The organism is Bifidobacterium sp. ESL0784 (assembly GCF_029433295.1).
GTDB lineage: Bacteria > Actinomycetota > Actinomycetes > Actinomycetales > Bifidobacteriaceae > Bifidobacterium.
On record NZ_JAQTHV010000002.1, the window covers coordinates 39,447 to 58,803 of the forward strand.

Annotated in this window: 16 protein-coding genes and 1 tRNA gene; 10 read left to right on the forward strand and 7 right to left on the reverse strand. The window is 55.4% G+C overall.

Translation table 11 applies throughout. From position 1 onward, the window contains the following. Window positions 1-80: 80 nt before the first annotated feature. The 5 genes from xseA (at window position 81) to pntB (ending at window position 5,456) form a co-directional block, all read left to right on the forward strand. Window positions 81-1,394: an exodeoxyribonuclease VII large subunit gene (gene xseA / locus PT279_RS02850; protein ID WP_277165285.1), complete on the forward strand. Its 1,314-nt coding sequence runs from the start codon at window positions 81-83 to the stop codon at window positions 1,392-1,394. Window positions 1,395-1,497: 103 nt separating this feature from the next. Further along, entirely contained in the window at window positions 1,498-1,836 is a 339-nt protein-coding gene (locus PT279_RS02855; RefSeq protein ID WP_277165287.1) for an exodeoxyribonuclease VII small subunit, read from the forward strand. Between the two features lie 253 nt (window positions 1,837-2,089). Continuing rightward, entirely contained in the window at window positions 2,090-2,296 is a 207-nt protein-coding gene (locus PT279_RS02860; RefSeq protein ID WP_277165288.1) for a hypothetical protein, read from the forward strand. Window positions 2,297-2,491: 195 nt separating this feature from the next. After that, complete coding sequence (locus PT279_RS02865; RefSeq protein WP_277165289.1) at window positions 2,492-4,063, forward strand: Re/Si-specific NAD(P)(+) transhydrogenase subunit alpha; 1,572 nt, start codon at window positions 2,492-2,494, stop codon at window positions 4,061-4,063. 4 nt (window positions 4,064-4,067) lie between these two features. Next, a complete protein-coding gene (gene pntB, locus PT279_RS02870; RefSeq protein ID WP_277165290.1) occupies window positions 4,068-5,456 on the forward strand; it encodes a Re/Si-specific NAD(P)(+) transhydrogenase subunit beta in 1,389 nt (462 codons plus the stop codon). 95 nt (window positions 5,457-5,551) lie between these two features. Here the strand turns inward: pntB and PT279_RS02875 are convergent, their stop codons facing one another. Together PT279_RS02875 and PT279_RS02880 are read right to left on the reverse strand one after the other, a co-directional pair. Then, a complete protein-coding gene (locus tag PT279_RS02875; RefSeq protein WP_277151277.1) occupies window positions 5,552-5,752 on the reverse strand; it encodes a hypothetical protein in 201 nt (66 codons plus the stop codon). Between the two features lie 343 nt (window positions 5,753-6,095). Further along, the gene (locus tag PT279_RS02880; RefSeq protein ID WP_277165291.1) at window positions 6,096-7,247 is read right to left on the reverse strand and encodes an endonuclease/exonuclease/phosphatase family protein; all 1,152 of its coding nucleotides are present in this window, start codon (window positions 7,245-7,247) and stop codon (window positions 6,096-6,098) included. Window positions 7,248-7,519: 272 nt separating this feature from the next. Between PT279_RS02880 and PT279_RS02885 the strand changes: the two genes are divergently transcribed. Further along, the gene (locus PT279_RS02885) at window positions 7,520-8,443 is read left to right on the forward strand and encodes an isoaspartyl peptidase/L-asparaginase family protein (RefSeq protein WP_277165292.1); all 924 of its coding nucleotides are present in this window, start codon (window positions 7,520-7,522) and stop codon (window positions 8,441-8,443) included. Between the two features lie 187 nt (window positions 8,444-8,630). Here PT279_RS02885 and PT279_RS02890 read toward each other — a convergent pair whose 3' ends face one another. The 3 genes from PT279_RS02890 to PT279_RS02900 all read right to left on the reverse strand — a co-directional run bounded on the left by PT279_RS02890 (window position 8,631) and on the right by PT279_RS02900 (window position 11,991). Continuing rightward, complete coding sequence (locus PT279_RS02890; protein ID WP_277165293.1) at window positions 8,631-10,274, reverse strand: ABC transporter substrate-binding protein; 1,644 nt, start codon at window positions 10,272-10,274, stop codon at window positions 8,631-8,633. Between the two features lie 374 nt (window positions 10,275-10,648). After that, window positions 10,649-10,721 (reverse strand) — tRNA-Arg (locus PT279_RS02895). 262 nt (window positions 10,722-10,983) lie between these two features. Next, entirely contained in the window at window positions 10,984-11,991 is a 1,008-nt protein-coding gene (locus tag PT279_RS02900) for an alpha/beta hydrolase (RefSeq protein ID WP_277165294.1), read from the reverse strand. A 620-nt stretch (window positions 11,992-12,611) separates the two neighbouring features. On the opposite strand from PT279_RS02900, the gene uhpT reads away from it, so the two are divergent. Beyond that, window positions 12,612-14,024, forward strand: a complete 1,413-nt coding sequence (gene uhpT, locus PT279_RS02905) for a hexose-6-phosphate:phosphate antiporter (protein WP_277165295.1) — start codon at window positions 12,612-12,614, stop codon at window positions 14,022-14,024. Continuing rightward, window positions 14,021-14,779: a histidine phosphatase family protein gene (locus PT279_RS02910; protein WP_277165296.1), complete on the forward strand. Its 759-nt coding sequence runs from the start codon at window positions 14,021-14,023 to the stop codon at window positions 14,777-14,779. The genes uhpT and PT279_RS02910 overlap by 4 nt, the downstream gene beginning before the upstream one ends. Before the next feature lie 142 nt (window positions 14,780-14,921). Here the strand turns inward: PT279_RS02910 and PT279_RS02915 are convergent, their stop codons facing one another. Next, on the reverse strand, window positions 14,922-16,037 hold the full coding sequence (locus PT279_RS02915; RefSeq protein WP_277165297.1) for an alpha/beta hydrolase: 1,116 nt from the start codon (window positions 16,035-16,037) through the stop codon (window positions 14,922-14,924). 156 nt (window positions 16,038-16,193) lie between these two features. Between PT279_RS02915 and PT279_RS02920 the strand changes: the two genes are divergently transcribed. Both PT279_RS02920 and PT279_RS02925 read left to right on the forward strand, forming a co-directional pair. Next, entirely contained in the window at window positions 16,194-17,054 is an 861-nt protein-coding gene (locus PT279_RS02920) for an AraC family transcriptional regulator (RefSeq protein WP_277165298.1), read from the forward strand. A 278-nt stretch (window positions 17,055-17,332) separates the two neighbouring features. Next, window positions 17,333-18,097 (forward strand): DUF4391 domain-containing protein, encoded by a 765-nt coding sequence (locus PT279_RS02925; RefSeq protein WP_277165299.1) that lies wholly within the window; start codon window positions 17,333-17,335, stop codon window positions 18,095-18,097. A gap of 264 nt (window positions 18,098-18,361) precedes the next feature. On the opposite strand, the gene PT279_RS02930 is transcribed toward PT279_RS02925, so the two are convergent. Continuing rightward, window positions 18,362-18,919, reverse strand: coding sequence for a very short patch repair endonuclease (locus PT279_RS02930; RefSeq protein WP_277165906.1), 558 nt, complete (start codon window positions 18,917-18,919; stop codon window positions 18,362-18,364). Window positions 18,920-19,357: the final 438 nt, after the last annotated feature.

Here is a 19,357-nt window from a genome sequence, read left to right on the forward strand (position 1 = left end):
ACACGAAAACCTTGATACGGTCATCAAGGAAATGAATTCTTGTCCTTCATCAAGAGGATTGTGGAACCATGGCATTCAATATGAGATATGGGTACTCGGCACACGCCCAGACCGATGGACCCGAAGGTGGTCCGGACGCTACTGCGCAGGGCCCGAAACCGTTGGATCAGCTGCCCCGGCTGGCTCGCGACACGACTCCGGAGAATCCATGGCCGGTCAGTGTGATCAGTCAGAAATACCACGATGCAGTAAAGCGTTGGCCAGGTTCATGGGTCGAAGGCCAGATCGTCGAGATTAACATGCGTCGTGCCAGTTCCGGCTACATCACCTTACGCGACAATTTCGAGGATATTTCCATTTCGGTGATGGGCTTCCGCAATTTTGTGGCAATGGCCTCGAATTTCCACCAGGGCGACCGCGTGGTCATCCACGGCAAGCCGGATATCTGGATCAAGGCGACTCGCCTGAGCTTCATGGCCGACGACATCCGTCGCATCGGCGCGGGCGACCTCAAGGTACAGATCGATGAACTGCGCAAGAAACTCAAGGGCGAAGGGCTGTTCGACCAGGAAAACAAGGTCGAACTACCGGAATTCCCGAAATGCATAGGCCTCATCTGTGCCCCGCAAGCTCGCGCGGAAGGTGACGTCATCACCAACGTCAACCTGCGCTGGCCGGCGGTGAAATTCAAGGTCGTACATGCCCACGTTCAAGGTGTGCAATGCCCATCCGACGTAATCGCCGCGATTCAAAAGCTCGACGCCGATCCGGAAGTCGATGTCATCATCGTCGCGCGCGGCGGCGGCAGCTTCGAAGACCTGATCGGTTTCTCCGACGAAGGCGTGGTACGTGCCACCGCAGCCTGCCAGACTCCTATTGTTTCGGCCGTCGGCCACGAAGACGATTGGACACTAATCGACCTGGCAGCCGATCTGCGCGCTTCCACCCCTACCGATGCCGCGAAAAAAGTGGTGCCTGACGTACGCGAACAATGGCAACTCATCGCCAACGCCCGTGCACAGATGAACATGCGCGTCCACGCCCGGGTCGACAACGAGATCCGCGTCATCGAAGGTTACGCAAGCCGCCCCAGTCTCACGCACCCGCAGACCATGCTCGAGCCACATCAACGTTTCATCGACGAATCAACGCAGCGAATGCAGCTGGGGCTGACCCGGCTCGTGGACGATGCCAGCCTGACCATCGAAAAGCTGCACGCCAGCCTCAACGCCTTGAGTCCGCAATCCACGCTGGACCGCGGGTATGCGGTGGTGCAGGCGGCCAACGGGCATGTGCTCGACGATGCAACAAGGGTCTCTCCCGGCGATGTATTGACTTTGACCCTAAAGCACGGCGAGGTGGTAACCGAAGCCAAAACCGTCAACCCGGAATAGAAAGAAACATGATAGCCGGTAATCTCATTCAATTACCGGCAACAGTATCCAACTTTTAGACACAACGACAATTGAATAGCACCAATCGATAAGTAAAGGACTCATGATGACAGCAACAACCAATGATGCGCAAGGCAACAAGACCGAAGACGATAAGGCCGACAAGACCACCGCTCCCGCCTCAAGCCTCACCGACAAGGAACGCGACCAAATCGCCAAGATGCCTTACGAAGAGGCACGTGACAACCTTATCAAAGCCGTGCAGGCGTTGGAGGCTGGCGGACTTAATCTCGACCAATCGATGCACCAGTGGGAAATCGGTGAGGCGTTGGCCAAACGTGCGCAAAGCCTTTTAAACGACGTGCGGGCAAAGCTCGAGAGCGCAGAAGCTGAGCAGCAGTCGACGGCGGCTACGGCTGGGACACAGTCGAACCTTGAATGACGAAGATTGGATTGCGTTTTCGCGCGCGTAAGGCGCGCTCACTTCGCCTGTGGGAAGTCCTCAGGACTTCCCACTTAACGGCTCAGCAATTTAACTTTGAGTAACGCAAGGTTCGATTCTGTCTTCGCGCGCTTTAAGCGTGCTCACCTCGGTTACGCTAAGCCCACAGGGCTTAGCGCTTAACGCCTCAGCAATCCAATCTTGAATAACAGAAGCGGCAACAAATTCATCCGTACGTTCAAAGGAGAACACAATGGGCATCGAATATCGCAAAAATATGAAGAAACATGCAAAGAAAGGCGACGGTTTGCCACATGGCATCACAAAAACCATGATTGCCCGCGCCGAAAAGGCCGCAGCACGGAACAAGGCCCGTATCGATGACGGACAAACTTTCAGAGCACATCAATATACAAACCGCGGAGCGCCATCCTCCAAACGTGGTGGCCAATATTCCTAAAACCGATACGAATCATATCGAATTTTCTTGCATAATCGGCCGTACGCAAAATATCCGATTCCGCTAATAATGCATAATTATTGACTATAATAAGAGATAAAAGAACCCAAAGATGGGATAGTCACGGCAACATGGAAGTTGCATGGTAATAATCGTGATGTATGAAATGTCACAGTCCCAAAGAAAGGAGCGATTGTGATTATCGGAATACCCAAGGAGACAACACCTGGCGAAAGGCTGGCGGCGGCGACTCCTAAAACCGTCGGCCAACTGAAAAAGCTTGGTTACGACGTTTCCATAGAAACCGGAGCCGGAGAAGAGGCAAGTTTCTCCGATAATGATTACCAAGCGGCCGGCGCAACAATCGGTAAGGCAGCAGATGCGTGGAACGCCGACATCGTGGTAACCGTCGACACGCCGACTCCCGATGAAATCGCCCAGATGAAGTCGGGCGCAATGCTGGTTTCCCGCCTCGCGCCGCACAGCAACGCCAAGCTGCTGGACATCCTAGCGCACCGCGACATCACGGCTTTGGCACTTGACGCCGTGCCGCGCATCTCGCGAGCGCAGTCGTTGGATGTACTTTCCACCATGTCGAACGTCTCCGGCTATCGTGCCGTCATCGAAGCCGCGGAATCATACGGCGGCATGTTTGCTGGGCAGGTCACCGCAGCCGGCAAGACGGCTCCCGCCAAGGTCTTCGTCATCGGAGGTGGCGTGGCAGGGCTGGCGGCCATCGGTGCGGCCGTTTCGATGGGCGCCGAGGTTCGTGCCTTCGACGTACGCCCGGAGGCCGCCGAGCAAATCGAATCCATGGGAGCCACGTTCGTGCGGGCCGAGGGTGCCCAGCAGGAGAAATCCGACACCGGCTACGCCAAAGCGTTGAGCGACGACCAGGAGAAGGTGACACTGGCGCTTTACACCAAAGAGGCAGCGAATGCCGATATCGTTATCACCACCGCTCTGGTGCGTGGCGCGGGCGTGCTCACCATCACCAAAGACGCCGTGGCGGGCATGAAGTCCGGATCAGTGATTGTCGACCTCGCAGCAAGCGGTGGCGGCGATTGTGAGTTGACGCAACCCGGCAAGAAAATCACCACCGACAACGGCGTGACGATCATCGGCTACACCGACCTCACCAGCCGCATGCCCCAACAGACCTCGCAGCTTTACGGCACCAACGTCGTCAACCTGATGAAGCTGTTGACACCGAAGAAGGACGGCAACGTCACGCTCGATCTTGATGACGAGGTGCAGCGCGGCATGACCGTGACCAAGGAGGACCAGATTCTGTGGCCTCCGCCACAGGTCTCGGTGTCCGCCACAGCCAAGGCCGACGACAAGCCGAAGCTCTCCCCTGAAGAGCAAAAAGCCCAAGAGGAAGCCGCCAAGGCCAAGGAAGCAGCTGTCAAGGCACAGAAGAGCAAGCGCAACACCATACTCACGGCGATTGCGGCCGTTCTGCTCGCCATCGCGCTGGCCTTCGCCGACACGAAGCTTCTGATGACATTCTCGATCTTCATCCTCGCGATTTTTGTGGGCTATTACGTCGTTTCGAACGTCACGCACTCGTTGCACACCCCCCTGATGAGCCAGACGAACGCCATTTCAGGCATCATCCTCATCGGCTCGCTGCTGCAGATCGGCTCAAACAACACGCTGGTGACGGTGCTTGCCGTGGTTTCGGCGGCCATCGCCTCGATCAACGTGTTCGGCGGGTTCCTCGTGACCTACCGAATGCTCAGCATGTTCAGGAAGGATGCGTGAAATCATGACACTCGAATCCATTGCTCAATCCGCCTATTTGCTGGCGGCAGTGCTCTTCATCCTTTCTCTCGCAGGTCTTTCCAAGCAGGAGACGGCCCGTCGCGGCAACATCCTCGGCATGATCGGTATGTTTATTGCCATTGCCGCCACCATCGCTTTGGCTTTGGTTGACTCCCAACGTCCGGTCTGGGTAACCGCACTGCTCATCGCTTTGGTCTTCATCGTCGGCGCGTCCATCGGCATCTGGAAGGCCCGCACCGTCGAGATGACGCAGATGCCGGAACTTATCGCGATGCTCCATAGCTTCGTGGGTATTTCCGCGGTTCTGATCGGCTACAACTCATGGCTGACCGAAAAGAACCCGAACGGCGCGCATCTGGCTGAAATCTACATCGGCGTGTTGATCGGCGCCGTGACCTTCACCGGATCGGTCATCGCCTACCTCAAGCTGGCTGGCAAGATGAAGTCGAAGCCGCTGATCATTCCCGGCCACAACATCATCAATCTGGTCGTCCTCATCGTGATGCTCGCGATGATCGCCTGGTTCATCCCGACGCACTCGATCTGGCCTCTGGCCATCATGACCGTGCTTGCGCTGTTGCTCGGCCTGCACATGGTCGCGGCCATCGGCGGCGGCGATATGCCCGTGGTCATCTCGATGCTCAATTCCTACTCGGGCTGGGCTGCGGCTGCTTCGGGCTTCATGCTCGACAACAACCTCCTGATCATCACCGGCTCGTTGGTCGGCGCTTCCGGCGCCATCCTCTCCTACCTGATGTGCAAGGCCATGAACCGCAAGTTCATGTCGGTCATTCTCGGCGGTTTTGGCGAGAAGCCGGCCAAGTCGGGCGATGCCAAGGAAATCACCGGTGAGGTGCACGAGACCAGCGCCGCTGACGTGGCGGAGATGCTCAAAAACGCCAACTCGGTCATCATCGCCCCCGGTTACGGCATGGCTGTCGCCAAGGCCCAGCAGGCCGTGGCAGGCTTGGTCGAGAAGTTACGTGCACAGGGTGTGGAGGTTCGTTTCGCCGTTCATCCGGTGGCAGGGCGTTTGCCCGGCCATATGAACGTGCTGCTGGCCGAGGCCAAGGTGCCCTACGATATCGTCATGGAAATGGACGAGATCAACGACGACTTCGCCGATACCGACGTCGTCCTGGTGATCGGCGCCAACGACACCGTCAATCCAGCCGCCACCGAAGACCCCAACTCCCCCATCGCCGGCATGCCTGTGCTGCGCGTCTGGGAAGCCAAGCAGGTCGTTGTCCTGAAGCGTTCGATGGGCACCGGTTACGCCGGCGTGCAGAACCCGTTGTTCTTCAACGACAACACGTCCATGCTCTTCGGTGACGCGAAGACCAGCGTTGAGGCCATCTCCAACGCGGTCTGAAAGGCGAAAACAAATCGATACATAAAACAAGTTGGGGCCTATCCGTTGCTATCAGCGGATAGGCCCCAACCTTTAAAAACAAACAGAGCGAAAACTCAGCCGAAGATGTCCTTCGCGGCCTTGGCCACGGAATCACCCATCAGTTCACCCGTATCGTTCTCTGCTCCGAAGAGGCGGTTCAGCGCCTTGTCAGCCTGCTCGACGGTCATCGGCTTGCCGACCTCCTTGGCGACTTCTTGCAAATCGGTAATGGTAGTAACCTTGGAAAGCTTGTCTACCAATGTCTTTTCGTCCATGAGCACTCCTCGTTGTAATCTCACTTGTACGTTCGGCATTCACTGCCAAAGTCCTATCGTAGTCGCTTAGGTAGATGAATGTACACTGTGTTACAATTTGTATCGCAATTCGGTAAAAAGTAGACAATATATAACATCGATAATTAGACTAAAAACAAGAAAAAGTCGCAATATTCACGAGCCGTGCGATGCCCGGTTTCCCAACCTAGCAAATACTCCTGCCGAAAATGGATCACCAAGCGCTCCAAACGCACACTTTTCCGCATCTATCTTTCCCGTGTAGAAACCAATCACCAGCGAAATGTTCCGCCTCCTCATTCAACAACACGCTCGAGCATACGATTCAGGAGACGGCGATGGTGGCCAACAACGCGGCATGATCCGACCCGGGTATCCGCATGGTGCCGACCTGACCGGCGACAATCCCCCGGTCAAGGACAATATGATCGATGCCCGCAAATTTCGGCACGCCCGGTTTGTTCGCGGGCCAGGTGAAGACAAACCCGCTACCCGAGCTTTGCGCGGCGTCATGGAATCGGGAACCCAAGGTATTGCGAAACGGTGTGTGGTCGGTGGTCGCATTGAAATCCCCCATCAGCACATATCTGGTGTTTTTATGCGAGCGCATCGCCGCCACCTCATCAAGCGATGTACGCCACTTGTTCCAATAACCCGGCTTGGGAGACGTGGTGTGCACCGAAACGAAACGGATGGACGTCTTGCCCGCACCGAACGAAACCGTGCCGCCCGGCATGAAAGAAGCACTGGAATCGACGTCATCGTCGGCTGGCGAGTCCAACGCCGTGGCCGAAAACAGCGCGTTGCCATATTTGCCGTCCGAGGACGATATCTGCGAATAGGGCAGGTATTCGTTGATGCCTTCCGCTTTGAGCGCACGGATAAAGGGCTTGGTTGTCTCTTGCATCGCCAGCACTTCCACGCGCTGGTCACGTACCGCTTCGACGATCGCCTTGGCATCGGCCCTACCTTTGTAGACATTCGCCGTCATCACACGGGCATAGGAATCATCGGTATTGACGCGATTGCCGCTCACCGCCGAAACCGCGGCGGCATCAAGATGAGTGGAGGAAACGAAATAAGGGTATTGCCTCCACCCTTGCAATCCAAGACACGCCAATGCCAAAAGCGCGGCGAGCCACCTGCGCGAGGCCATAGCCAGCACCAACGCCGCCAACGCCAAGAGCGCGAACCAGGGGGCAAACGCCGCCACCGCCGGCACATACGGCAGCGATTGCAGCTCCTCAGGCAACTCCCGGCTGACGGTGCCAAGCAACGCGACAATCAGGCACAGCCAAGCCAGCAGCGCGAAGATTCCCCTCAGAAAACCGCCGTGCTTTTTGGCTTTTGACACCGGTTGTGGCTTCGCAATGGCCTTCCCCTTCCGTTTAGCCGTAGCTTTTGACTTGGTTTTCGTCTTCACGTTGCCTTTCTTTGCCGGCCTTGCACGAACATCACCCTGTGGAGTCCTTGTCATTGCGTCATTCTTCGCTTACCCTCAAACGGCAGGCTGATAATGTATCAATCCGGTTTCTCGCCTTCAAGCATATCCTCCGCGCCAATCATGCTAACAGAATATACGTCTTCACTGAGAGGAACCAGAAACCCGCCACAATATATTGACGACGAATGCAAGAATTGTTATTTTTAGTACTTATTATCTTAATATGATGACATTATGCCAACCTTCACCTACGATGATTCCATTGGCTCAACGCCTGAAATTCGATACACGGAAAAGAGGAGAACATGCCCGAATCAGGTAACCATGCACGCATAGTAACCATCACCACTGAGACGGAAGACGGTCTGACACTGTTGATCCACGGAGGGGCGGGATCACGCGGCAATCACAACGCCGAGGAAGTCGATCGCGACCTCAACCGCGCACTTGATGCCGGATACGCCAAGCTCGAAGCAGGAGCAAGCGCCGAGGAAGCTGTCATCGCGGCCATCCATGTGATGGAGGATGCTCCCGAATTCAACGCCGGACATGGCGCGGCACTGACCAGCGACGGCATCGTGCAGATGGACGCCTGCCTGATGGACGGCGACGGCAGTGTCGGGGCGGCCACCGGACTCGGTACGGCACGCAACCCGATCGATGTGGCACAGGCCGTCAAAGACAAGACCAAGCACGTCCTCTTCGCCGAGCCGACCGATCAGGAACTCGCCGATTGGGGCATCAAAACCGAAGACAACGAGTATTTCATTACCGACGAGCGCCGCAGGCAACTGGTCAGCGCTCAGAACGACGGCGACGACTGGCAGAAGCACGGCACTATCGGAGCCGTGGCCCGCGACGCGCAAGGCCATATCGCGGCCGGCACCTCGACCGGTGGCATCACCAACCAGATGCACGGCCGTGTCGGCGACTCCCCGCTTCCTGGCTGCGGCACCTTTGCCGACCAGCGCAGCGTGGCCGTCTCCTGCACCGGCATCGGCGAGGCGTTCATCAAGGCCGTCGCTGCCAACCAAATCGCGTCCAGGGTGCGTTTTGCCGGCCAGGGCGCGGAAGACGCGGCCAAGGCGACCCTTGACGAAATCGACGGCTATCACGGCGACGGCGGAGTGATCATTCTGCCGGCCACCGGACACGGTGTCATCGCCTACAACAGCGAGACGATGAAATTCGGCTTCCGTTCACGCACAGAAAGCGAAGTACACAGCTGAATAGGTAACGGAGCTTACGAGACGACGAAAACCGCCACGTAGGAAACAAAACAACAGGGGCGTTCCTCCTTATCATTATTGGAGGAACGCCCCTGCTTATATTTTGTTTCATTCCGGCCCATCGACGCAAACATATCGCCGATATTCTTACCGGACACTACTTGTCAGAAACCTGCCTGTTCGGCGCTTACTTCGTGATGGTGTTGTAGGTCGGCAGATTCGTGTAGTCGAAGTTCACGCTGTTGAGCTTCGGCGAGGAAACCGCGGAAACGTTGTTGCACCACAACGGAATCGCCGGCAGATCGTTCAGAAGAATCTCCTGAGCCTCATTGAAATCGGCGGTACGCTTGGCGGGATCGAGTTCCGACTTCGCCTTGAGCAACGCAGCATCGAATTGGGGATTCTTGTAATCACCGTCGTTGGTACCGTGGCCATCGGCGGATTCCGAGGAGTAAAGCGGCGTCATGTAATCCTCAGCCGAAGGATAGTCCAAAGACCAGCCCGAGAAGAACGGGGTCTGAATGGTGCGCTGGGTCACGCGGTTGAGCAGATCGCTGAAGGTCGGATAGGCATCGCCCACAGCCTGGATGCCCAGCGTGTTCTTCAGCTGGTTGCAAACCGCATCCACCCACGGCTTGTGGCCGCCGTCGGAGGGATAGGCCAGGCTGAATTTTTGGTTGTATGGCGAGATGGCATCGGCCTGCTTCCAAAGCTCACGGGCCTTATTCGCATTGTGGCGAAGATTGGCGGTACCCTTGAGGTTCTTCTGGTGCTCAGGTACTCCCGGAGAAGTGAAATCGGTGGCGACGGACTTGGTGTTCGAGAAGACCTTGTCGACGATCTGGTTGCGGTCGATGGCCATGGAAATCGCCTGACGACGCAGAATGCCTTCCTTGTTGAAGCCGAAATGCGGCGCCCATTCGGGAATGATGAAGCCCTGATAGTAGCTGCCGGGCTGGCTGTAGGCATGGATTGACGAATCCGAACGGAAGCTCTTGACTTCGGACTGGGGCACATCCATCAGCAGATCGAGACTACCGGCCTCCACATCGGAATACGCAGCATCGGGGCTGGAATAGACGCGGTATTCGATGCCGCCGTTCTTGACCGTTCGGTAACCCTTGTAATCTGGGTTTTTCACCACGATGATGTTTTTGTTGACCGTCCAGGACTTGAACTTGTATGGGCCATTGCCGATCGGGTGCTTGCCGAAGGCCTTCATGTCCTTGTAGGCCACGCTCGGCAGCGGGAAGAACGACTGGTGCGAGATCTGGGTCGGAAAGACCGAATCCGGGCTGTTCAACGTGACGATCAGCGTATGGTCGTCGGGAACCTGGAGGCCGGAAAGCTGGGCGTCGTCGGGGGCGTTAGGCTTCTGCAGCTCGTCATAGCCCTTGATCACGGACATGCGGCTGGACTGCTTTTCGGCGTGCTTCACATTGGCGGCGTAGCTCCACGCCTTGGCGAAGGATTGGGCGGTCACCGGCTCTCCATTGGTGAACTTCCATCCGTCATTGAGCTTAATGGTGTATTGCGTGGCTTCGGGGTTGGAGGTGATGGACTTGGCCACTTCCATGTGCTGCTTGCCCTTGGCGTCGAAACTCACCAGGCCTTCGAACAGGTAGCGAATAATACGGCTTCCACCCATTTCGTTGGTATCGGCGGGAACCAGCGGACTTTGCGGTTCAGTGTTGTTCACCGAAATCATGGCATTGGAATCCGCTTTCGTCTCGCTCTTCGCGGAGCTCGAGCCGCAGGCGGCCATGGAAATCAGCGTCGCCGAAGCCAACAGTGCGGCAGCGACGCGGGTAGCCCGAGATTTGAATGTCATCTTTTCTTCTTTCTCTTACTAAACGCGATTAATGAGACATCTCACCTTATAATCGACCTACGATACAAGCTTGATACGTAAGATAACAGACCATAATAGACGCACATCACAAAATATTTGTTCGATATCTTACTATAAGAATCATTAGTTTAATCATACAAAATAGGAAACGCTAGCCAACAGCACGCCATGACGGCTAGTAACCAGATGCAAACCATAGAAATCATGATGTCACTGGAAAAAACGAAAGCCAACGCCATCGACCATTGAAAAACAGGTACTGCAATGGAAAGCAACCCATGGTCTGGAAAGCTCGACCAGTGAAATCTCAGCCGTCCTGATGGGGAATATACGGTCAAAACCAAGAAAAACCGTGCCCGGAATCAGATTCGAACTGACGACACCCGCTTTAGGAGAGCGGTGCTCTATCCCCTGAGCTACCCGGGCAACATATCGTATTGTACACGCAAACCTGGCCCGTCTGCCATAGTGAGCAAGTTTCAAGTTTGAAAGCAATCCGTCTTAGGCCACATATCGTCACCAATGGCAAAAGATTCGGGAAACAACCCGCATGGTTTCCCTATTCCGTCTAGCAAAGAAGTCGGCCTCTGCCACAACGCACAATGTCCCACCTCCACAAAGGCGACGATGTGGACATTAAGGAATTCCGATTGCCCGACAGGCCACAGCGGCCAATCGAGAAGAGAAATCAGAACAGATTGTAGGAGAAATCGCGAATCTTATGCAGGATGTCCTGGCTTTCTGGCAACCATGTCATGCAGATCGGGTAGATATGGCCCAGCGTCTTACCTTTGCGGGCGTGACGGTCGTGGATCTCGAAATCGCGACCGTGCGCAGCCAGCGCGGCGCCAAGGAGCAGCGAATCACCCTGCAGGAAATCGTCGTTGCTGGTGTTGAGGAACAGCGGCGGCAGATCGACGTTGGCGGTCATGTAGTCCAGATCGACGAACGGCGAATTCCTGGCCTTCAAGGTGGCGAAGGTGCGGGTGGCCATCATGGTGATGACGTCCATCATCGAGCCGTTCATATAGTCCTCGGTTTGCTCGACCAGCGGACGCAAGTTGTGCATGCCGGAAACCAGGGTGCCGCCAAGGACGTTCAAACCGGCCTGCTTCAGCCCGAGACTGTCGGCCATTGCCTTCGATTGTTCGATGGCCACGGCGTAAAGTGCCATCACTCCGCCCACGGAATCGCCAGTGATGAAGATTTTCTCGGGGTCGCACGGGTAGTCGGCCAAGTGCTCCTTGACCCAAGCCATGCCGGCCATGACGTCCTGCATTTGCCCCAAGTAATCAGCTGAGGGCGCGAGGCGGTAGTTCAAAGAGAAGATCACAAAGCCAAGATCGGCCAGGTGAGTGCAGAAGTTGCGGTTGAGTTCCTTGTATTCGTGGACGAAACCGCCACCGTGGATGTCGATATACACCGGCGCCGTCTTGCCACCGCGTACCACGGCGTCGTAGGGATAATAGACATCGAGCTTATGCGCACGCAAGCCATCGCCGGCGTAATCCAAATCGGTGACAGCATCGATGCCTTCCGGATCCTCCCAATACGGGCTGCAGGCGATGTTGCCACGCCCGAAAGCGGTACGCATGGTCAGAATCTTGTTGGCCAGATCAGGATCGACCTGGTCAAGATCGTCATCCACCTCGGTCCATTGCGCCAGAAGCTTGCGTTCTTCATCTGTTGGTTTCATACCCATTTTGATACACTTCCCAGGATTTTAATCATATGGTCATGCGGAAATGAAGCGCCATGCAAGTCGCGTCGCTGCCCCCCCAAAAAAGCTTATCGCGCTGTGTAAAGAATAACGCCTTTTACTCACTTCAAAATGATAGAACTTATTCGACAACAACATGCTACGTGGGGTTAGCGCTGCTCTCCTGACACAAAAACCTTGATTGTATATCTGTTTCCCTTAGCACAGAATGAAAAACCATCCATACAGATACAACAAAATCTCTCTAAAATCGAGACAGCGATCCCATATTGTGAGGAACTTGACATGGCCGGATCTGCGGGGTTTTAACGCGGTATTTAAAGACAATAAGACATTTCCCCCGATTATGGCCACACAATCTAAAGGTAGTCACATTTTTAAATCATTATGTCACATTATGAAGAAAAGAGCAGTAGCCGCCTTTCCAAGCGCCCGTTAGCATTGTTGCGTGTTTCTGCTTTAGCCGGTTCATTCCAGCAGGAAACGGTTATGAACACTTGACAGTTCACAGCCGAAAGCCGCAGAAGGTCCGAACCGGTCACCAAAAGGCCAAACCGCAGTCAAGAGAGAGTCAAAAAGTTCACAAGGAGGTTGACATGGCATCAAATACATTCAATTTGGCATTTGACAAACATGTTCCGAAAGCCGATTTACCCGTTTCTCAGCAACGTCAAAAATGGTTCTGGGAGTTCATGAAGCCGTTCTTGGTCACCGTGATGCTCTACAGCATCATGTACTTCGTACGCGATGATTTCAAAGCCGCGCAGCCTCTGCTTAAGACCCAGCTGCACTTGACTACCAGCCAGCTCGGCCTCATCGGTTTCGCCTTCTCCATCGCATATGGCATCGGCAAGGTCGTCGTTGGCTATTTCATGGTCGGCAAGGACAACAAGAAGTGCGCTTCCATCATGCTGGTCGCGGCCTCAATCGTCGTCGCTTGCTTTGGCTTCTTTCTGACCATGGAGCATGTCCCGATGGGATGGCTGCTGGCCCTCTGGGCGATCAACGGCGTGGTGCAATGCAGCGCCGGCCCCTGCTGCTCCGCTGTCATCGCGAACTGGACCACCAAGAAAAACTACGGCCGTTACTACGGCATCTGGAACGCCTCCCACAACATCGGCGGCGGCCTGGTCGGAATCTTTGCCCTGTGGTGCGCCAACACTTTCTTCCACGGTAAGGTCGCGGGCATGTTCATCATGCCGGCCATTGTGGCATTCATCGTGGGCATCATCTGCTTCTTCGTCGGCAAGAACCGCCCACAGGACATCGGCTGGGAATCCGCCGAAACGATCTTCGACGAACCTGCTAAGGAAGAGGACACCACCGGCGCCAATGAGTCCACCTGGACGATCTTCCGCAAGTATCTGCTCACTAACCCGCTGGTCTGGATTCTGTGCGTCTCCGACGTCTTCGCTTACGTCATGCGTATTGGCATCGACAACTGGTCGTCTCTGCGCGTCACCGAGCAGCTTGGCTTCAGCAACGAGGTCGGTGCCCAGGCCATCCTCTACTTCGCCATGGGCTCCATGGTCGGCTGCATCATCTGGGGTTCGCTCTCCGACATCATGAAGGGCCGCCCAGGCCTGGTCTCCCTGATCTGCATCGGTCTGACCCCGATTCCGCTGTTCATCTATCAGAACGGCCGCACCCCGATGGTCGTGCTCATTTCCCTCTTCTTCCTCGGCATGTTCGTCTTCGGCCCGCAGGTGCTCATCGGCATCTCGATCGTCAACCAGGTTCCCAAGAAGGCCACGGCCCTCGCCGGCGGCATGATGGGCTGCTTCGGCTACCTCTTCGGCGATTCCACCGCCAAGGTGCTACTCTCCCGTATCGCCGACAGCGCCGCCAGCGGCCTGAACATCTTCGGCCACGTGCTGCACGGCTGGGGCGCGACGTTCAGCGTGCTCTATGTCGCCGTAATCTGCGCCTTCATCCTCCAGGTGATCGTCGCGATCACCGAGGAGAAGAAGATTCGTCGCGCCAACAAGGCCAAGGTGACTGCGCAATGAGCGAGATTGTCAGAGACATAGCAGACACCTCCCCTGAGGAGATGACGATTTTCCTGACCCGTCACAGCCAAACAACGGCCAACACCATGCAGCTCATGCAGGGCTGGTCCGATTTCCCCATCACCCGCGAGGGCCGCGCCATCATCGAATGCTTCGGCAGGGGCCTGCGCGGCGTGAAGTTCGCCAATGCTTATTGCGGAACCCTTTCCAGGCACTACGACACCGCCCGCGGGGCTCTTGACGGCTCAGGCAACGAGAACGTGCCGATTCATTTCGACCCCGACCTGCGCGAGGCCAACTTCGGCAGTTTCGAAGGCCGGGAGATTCCCGAGATCGTCAAGATCGGCGTGGGCAACCTGGGTTATAAGACCATGGACGAGTTCTTGGATGACCGGGGCAGCATCGCCAATCTCGAACTACAGGATTCGCTTTACGCTCTGGACCGGCGCAATGTGATCCCCACCGACCTCGCGCCGGAAGATCGCGCCGAGTCCTCGAAGCAGATTCAGGACCGCATGGTGAAAGCCATGACCCGCATCGCCGTGACCTCCATCGCCGAGGGCGGCGGGAACATCCTGGTGGTCAGCTCCGGGCTGAGCATCCGCGAGTTCCTCTACACCATCGACCATGGTTTCGATTTCTCAAATCACAACAACACCGCCGTGACCAAAATCGGTTACCGCGACGGCAAGTTCATGGTCACCGGGCCGATGGCCTCGATGGAATACTACGAGCGCGGCAAGAATAATGCCTAGCCACTGACGACTCCATCAGATACAGACGCCGGGTGGAAAGCTTGATATTACGGCTTTCCACCCGGCGTTTTGCTATATCGATATTTTTATATATTACGTTTTATCAAATCGAGACAAGAAAGAAACCCGTCGGCTGCCAAACTCACTGGCTGTTGTGAAGTCCAAGACGCGGCTGCTGATGCTCGTCGAAGAACGAGACCATCGAATCCATCGCCGCCATGCTTTCGGGTAAGGATGGAAGGCCAACCGCGAAGTCATGGGGAAGACATTCATTGCGCCCGGCCCTGTCGTCAATCAGGCAATGGTCGATGTTGCGCGCACGCAGCACAATGGCCAATTCAAGGCTACTGGCCTCAAGGAAATCATCGGTGCTGGTCACCATCCACATCGGTGGGATATCAATCGCGTCCAAAATCCCCGTCAGAGTCGAAAACCTGCTACCTTGCAAACGCTGACGTAGGCGGTCAAACGATGGACGAATCGAGTCGATCAGGCTCCCACGGTCCGTAGCGGACTGGTCAAAGACGTTGTCGAGATTGGTCATGCCCGACACCAGTCCGGCGGCATGGAAACGCAGGCCGACCGAGGGAATGCCGATCGCGTCGGCGAACTCGCGGTTGTGTTCGATGGCAATCAAGTAGAGAGCAAGCATCGAGCCCGCGGAATCACCAGTGATGAAAGTCTGACTGGCATCCAAAAGATAACGATCGGCGTTGGCTGCGACCCAGCGCAACGCGGCGGAAAGATCCTCCAACTGGCCGATAAAGTCTGCTTTGGGGTACAACGTATAATTCAGACTCACCACCGCATAGCCTAGATGTGCCAGTTGGGCACTGTGGCTGCGGTTCAGCTCCTTGTAACCATAGAGGAAAGCGCCTCCGTGCACCTCGATGACCACCGGTATCGGCGCTCCCCCGCGACTTACGGCATCTTCCGGCAGCAATACGTCGAGTCTGTGCGCGCGCTGTCCGTCATCGAGGTAATTGATGTCATCGTAAAGCACCACGTCATCGGGAACCGCGGGTTTGCGTGAATAGCGCGGCAGGTCAACGTGAATAAAATCCGCGCGCTTGCCCAATACGTAATCGGCCACAGCGGAATCGACCCCATCAAGGTCCTCGTCGATATTCGTCCAGGTCTTTGCGAGCTGGCGCTGCTCGTCGGTCAATCCGGTATTCCGAGCGAACAACGCATCTCTACCGATACTTTCGACCATAACGCCATCCGCCTCCATCTCGTCGCTCCTCCACAGATACATGTTCCATTTTAAATGGCGACCAAGCTCGTTTTTTATAATATGTGATGTAAGTTTGTAAAAATGTGACATCCTTGTTACCAAAGTCTGCCATTCTGCTTCGATTCAGCATAATATTACGATATAGGATTATTAAGCGACATACCGATGGAGGTATTTGTGCAAGGCCATCATGATCGTGAACCTTCCCAAATCATCACTGCGGATTACCTGGAAGAAAAGCTCTATCCCACGGAATATCCGGCTTTGATCATCATTCACGACAACAATCACGAACACGTCCCCGCCCACTGGCACCGCGGGATGGAGATTGCGCACGCCGACAAAGGCACACTGCAATTGAGCCTAGACGCCGAACACCACACCATCACCACCGGCGATACCTTGCTCATCAGCCCATATACCATCCATCACGCGTTCATCGACAGCCCATATCAGGGCATTTCCATCACCTTCAACGCCGAGGTGGTCGACAGGCTCTACCCATTCGCCGACCGCTGCCTGTTCAAGTGGTTCGCGCCCACGGCCAGCGATGACGACAGGGAGGAAGTCAACGAAATCATCGAAGAGGTCAGGCGGCTTTTTATCTCACGCAAGATCGGTGACGGCTTCCTGCTCAACGCGGCGCTCTACCGCCTGCTGGCACTGCTATACACGAATTTCATCTGCGGGACGCGCAAACCCGAGGAAATCCGGCGCGGACGCAACATCGTCCAGGCTGTCATCGGCTATATCGATTCGCATCACGCCGAAGCGATTACCGAGACGTTCGTAGCACGGGAATTCGGCTATAGCAGAGAGTATTTCAGCCGTTTCTTCAAGAAGGCGATCGGCAAAGGATTCAAGGAATACCTGACCGAGCTACGACTCAAGGATGCACACGCTATGCTGCTCAGTTCGCACGCCTCTTTGTCTGACATCTGCGCCAAAACGGGATTCCCCAACACCACCAGCTTATCGAAGTCGTTCTATGAGCGATACCATGTAACGCCCAAGGAATTCCGCAGGCAGAACCGATGATCATAGCCTGAAGTGACCTGGGAGTCGGCGGAATGGCTGAGATCATAAGGCTTTAAGGGTTTGATAGGGTTTGGTAAGTGGATTTTAGGTTATCAAGGCTTACACGGTCGCAAAGACTGCCAGAGTTTACTGAGCCTTCTGAAACAGAACCAAATACCACCAATCAACTCCCGCCGATACGGACAGGACGCAAATCCATTACAATAATGAACAACGCACAAATGGGCGCCACGCGAATGTAAAGGCTGGCGGCCGACGAGAACGAGGAAAGGTCGCCGATGACTGCTGCACACTACGGAACCATATCTGCCCTCACGCTGGGATTGCCCGCATCCTGCGCCATCCCCGAGGCCAAAAGCGCGATCCCCAAACAGATGTTTTATATGAAGCCGCCGGTTTCTGCGCGGCTCAAACAGCGGTTCGTGAGCGACATCGAATCCATCACCATGCTCGCGTTACTGCGCCCGAATACCATCAACGTGGCCGCAGGCAAGAAAACCCGTGAGATTCTTGTGATGGGCATCATGCAGAACTGCAAGGACGCGCCCGTAGAAGTCATGGAGCATATCGCAAAGTTGCGTTCGGCTTCGAACATTCTCTTTGTATGCGTGCGCGATGCAAGCCTAGCCAAAAGCAGTGACGACTCCCCAAGCGGCAACGACGGCGTTCAGTCCGGCAATGCGGATAGACAATGCGCCTTCGCCGTGCAACGTATCTTGCCGGTTCGCGCCGGACATCAGGGCGAGGCCCAAATACAAACCTACGTCGGCAACTGGCAGGATACCAAAGCAGCATCATTGTCCCTCAACGGCGAAACGCTTGACGACGTGTGGCAAAGCCTGTGCGCCCAAGCCATCTTCGGCGACAGCGATGGCAACAACCTTGACGCACGTCTCGCCAGGCAATCGGCGATCGCGGAACTCACCGCCCAGATCGCCAAATTGGAAGGCGATCACGCCCGTGCCAAGGACTCCGGCAAACGCAACGAAATCTACGTCAAGTTGCACAAGGCCAAGAAACAGCTGGAAGAGCTACAGGGCTGATCGGTCGATCTCGCTTACCCACGCGGCTTATGTACGCAGCACTTTCACGAGACATCTTTAGACGGCACAGCAGGGAGTCAAAACCATCAATATCAACGCCTTCCCTGCTGGGCCAAACCCGAAATCACAGACTGCTCCACCATCAAATCGTTGAAATGCCAACACTCAAGAAAATCCCGATCGCAGCTTGAGCAGCAGGGAACCTCAGCAATCGCAATGTATCGCTTCAGCGCTGCAAGCTACATATCGACTTCACCCGAACGCTCATGATTCATCGGAAAATTCACCGAACTCATCCGCTCCTATGATCTGCCGATACAGCTGTTCCAGCGTGTCCTCGCGGCGGGCCTTGCTCAGCTCACATTCCCAAACGACGAGAACCTTCCAGCCGGCGGCCTCGAGCTCGGCGTGCTGAGCGATATCACGATCGTGATTGCGCACGAGCTTCGCCGTCCAGAACTCCACATTGGATTTCGGCATCGAAAACTTCGCGCAACCCTCGTGCATGTGCCAGAAACAGCCATTGACGAACACCATCGTACGCCATTTGGGCAAGACGATGTCCGGGTGACCTGGATAGCGCTTGTCGTTCTTGCGGAAACGCAACCCGCGACGGAAGAGATAGGAACGGACCAGCACTTCGATTTTGGTGTTCTTGCCGCGGATATGCGACATGGTGTAGCTTCGGGTGCCACGCTCGTATTTTTCAGGGGTCTTGGCCGATTTTCCGGACTTGGCAGATTTACCGGACTTGGCAGATTTATCAGACTTGCCGGATTGAACCGACTTACCCGTGTTTACGGGCTTACCGGATTTACCCACGTTCCCGGAACCACCTTTGCCGCATTTCCTCGCCAATTTTACAGATTTTCCCGACTTTGACGACTTTGCGGTTTTCTCGGCTTCTTCAGACTTCTCTACTTCTACCAAGCCGTTCTTGCGGCGTTTTTGGGGCTGCTTTTTATCTTGCTTGGCGGCTGCAGAAGTGGGGTCGGCGACGTCACCTTTGGTGGAGGAAACATTGTTATCTGTCGTTATCGATTGCCGCGTCACGTTTCCATTCCACTTTCAGTCTGCGACAAATCGCAGAAACGGACGTCACCGCCGATTGTTGCAAGTGCCAGACATATGCAAGCAGAACCCAACAATCTCGCAGAATATAGCCGAAACGCCATCAACTTGCTGATATCACCGAATCAAGCGTCCACCATATGAAACATATTTTCTATTTTTGAGACAACTTACTCAATTCGCTCAACG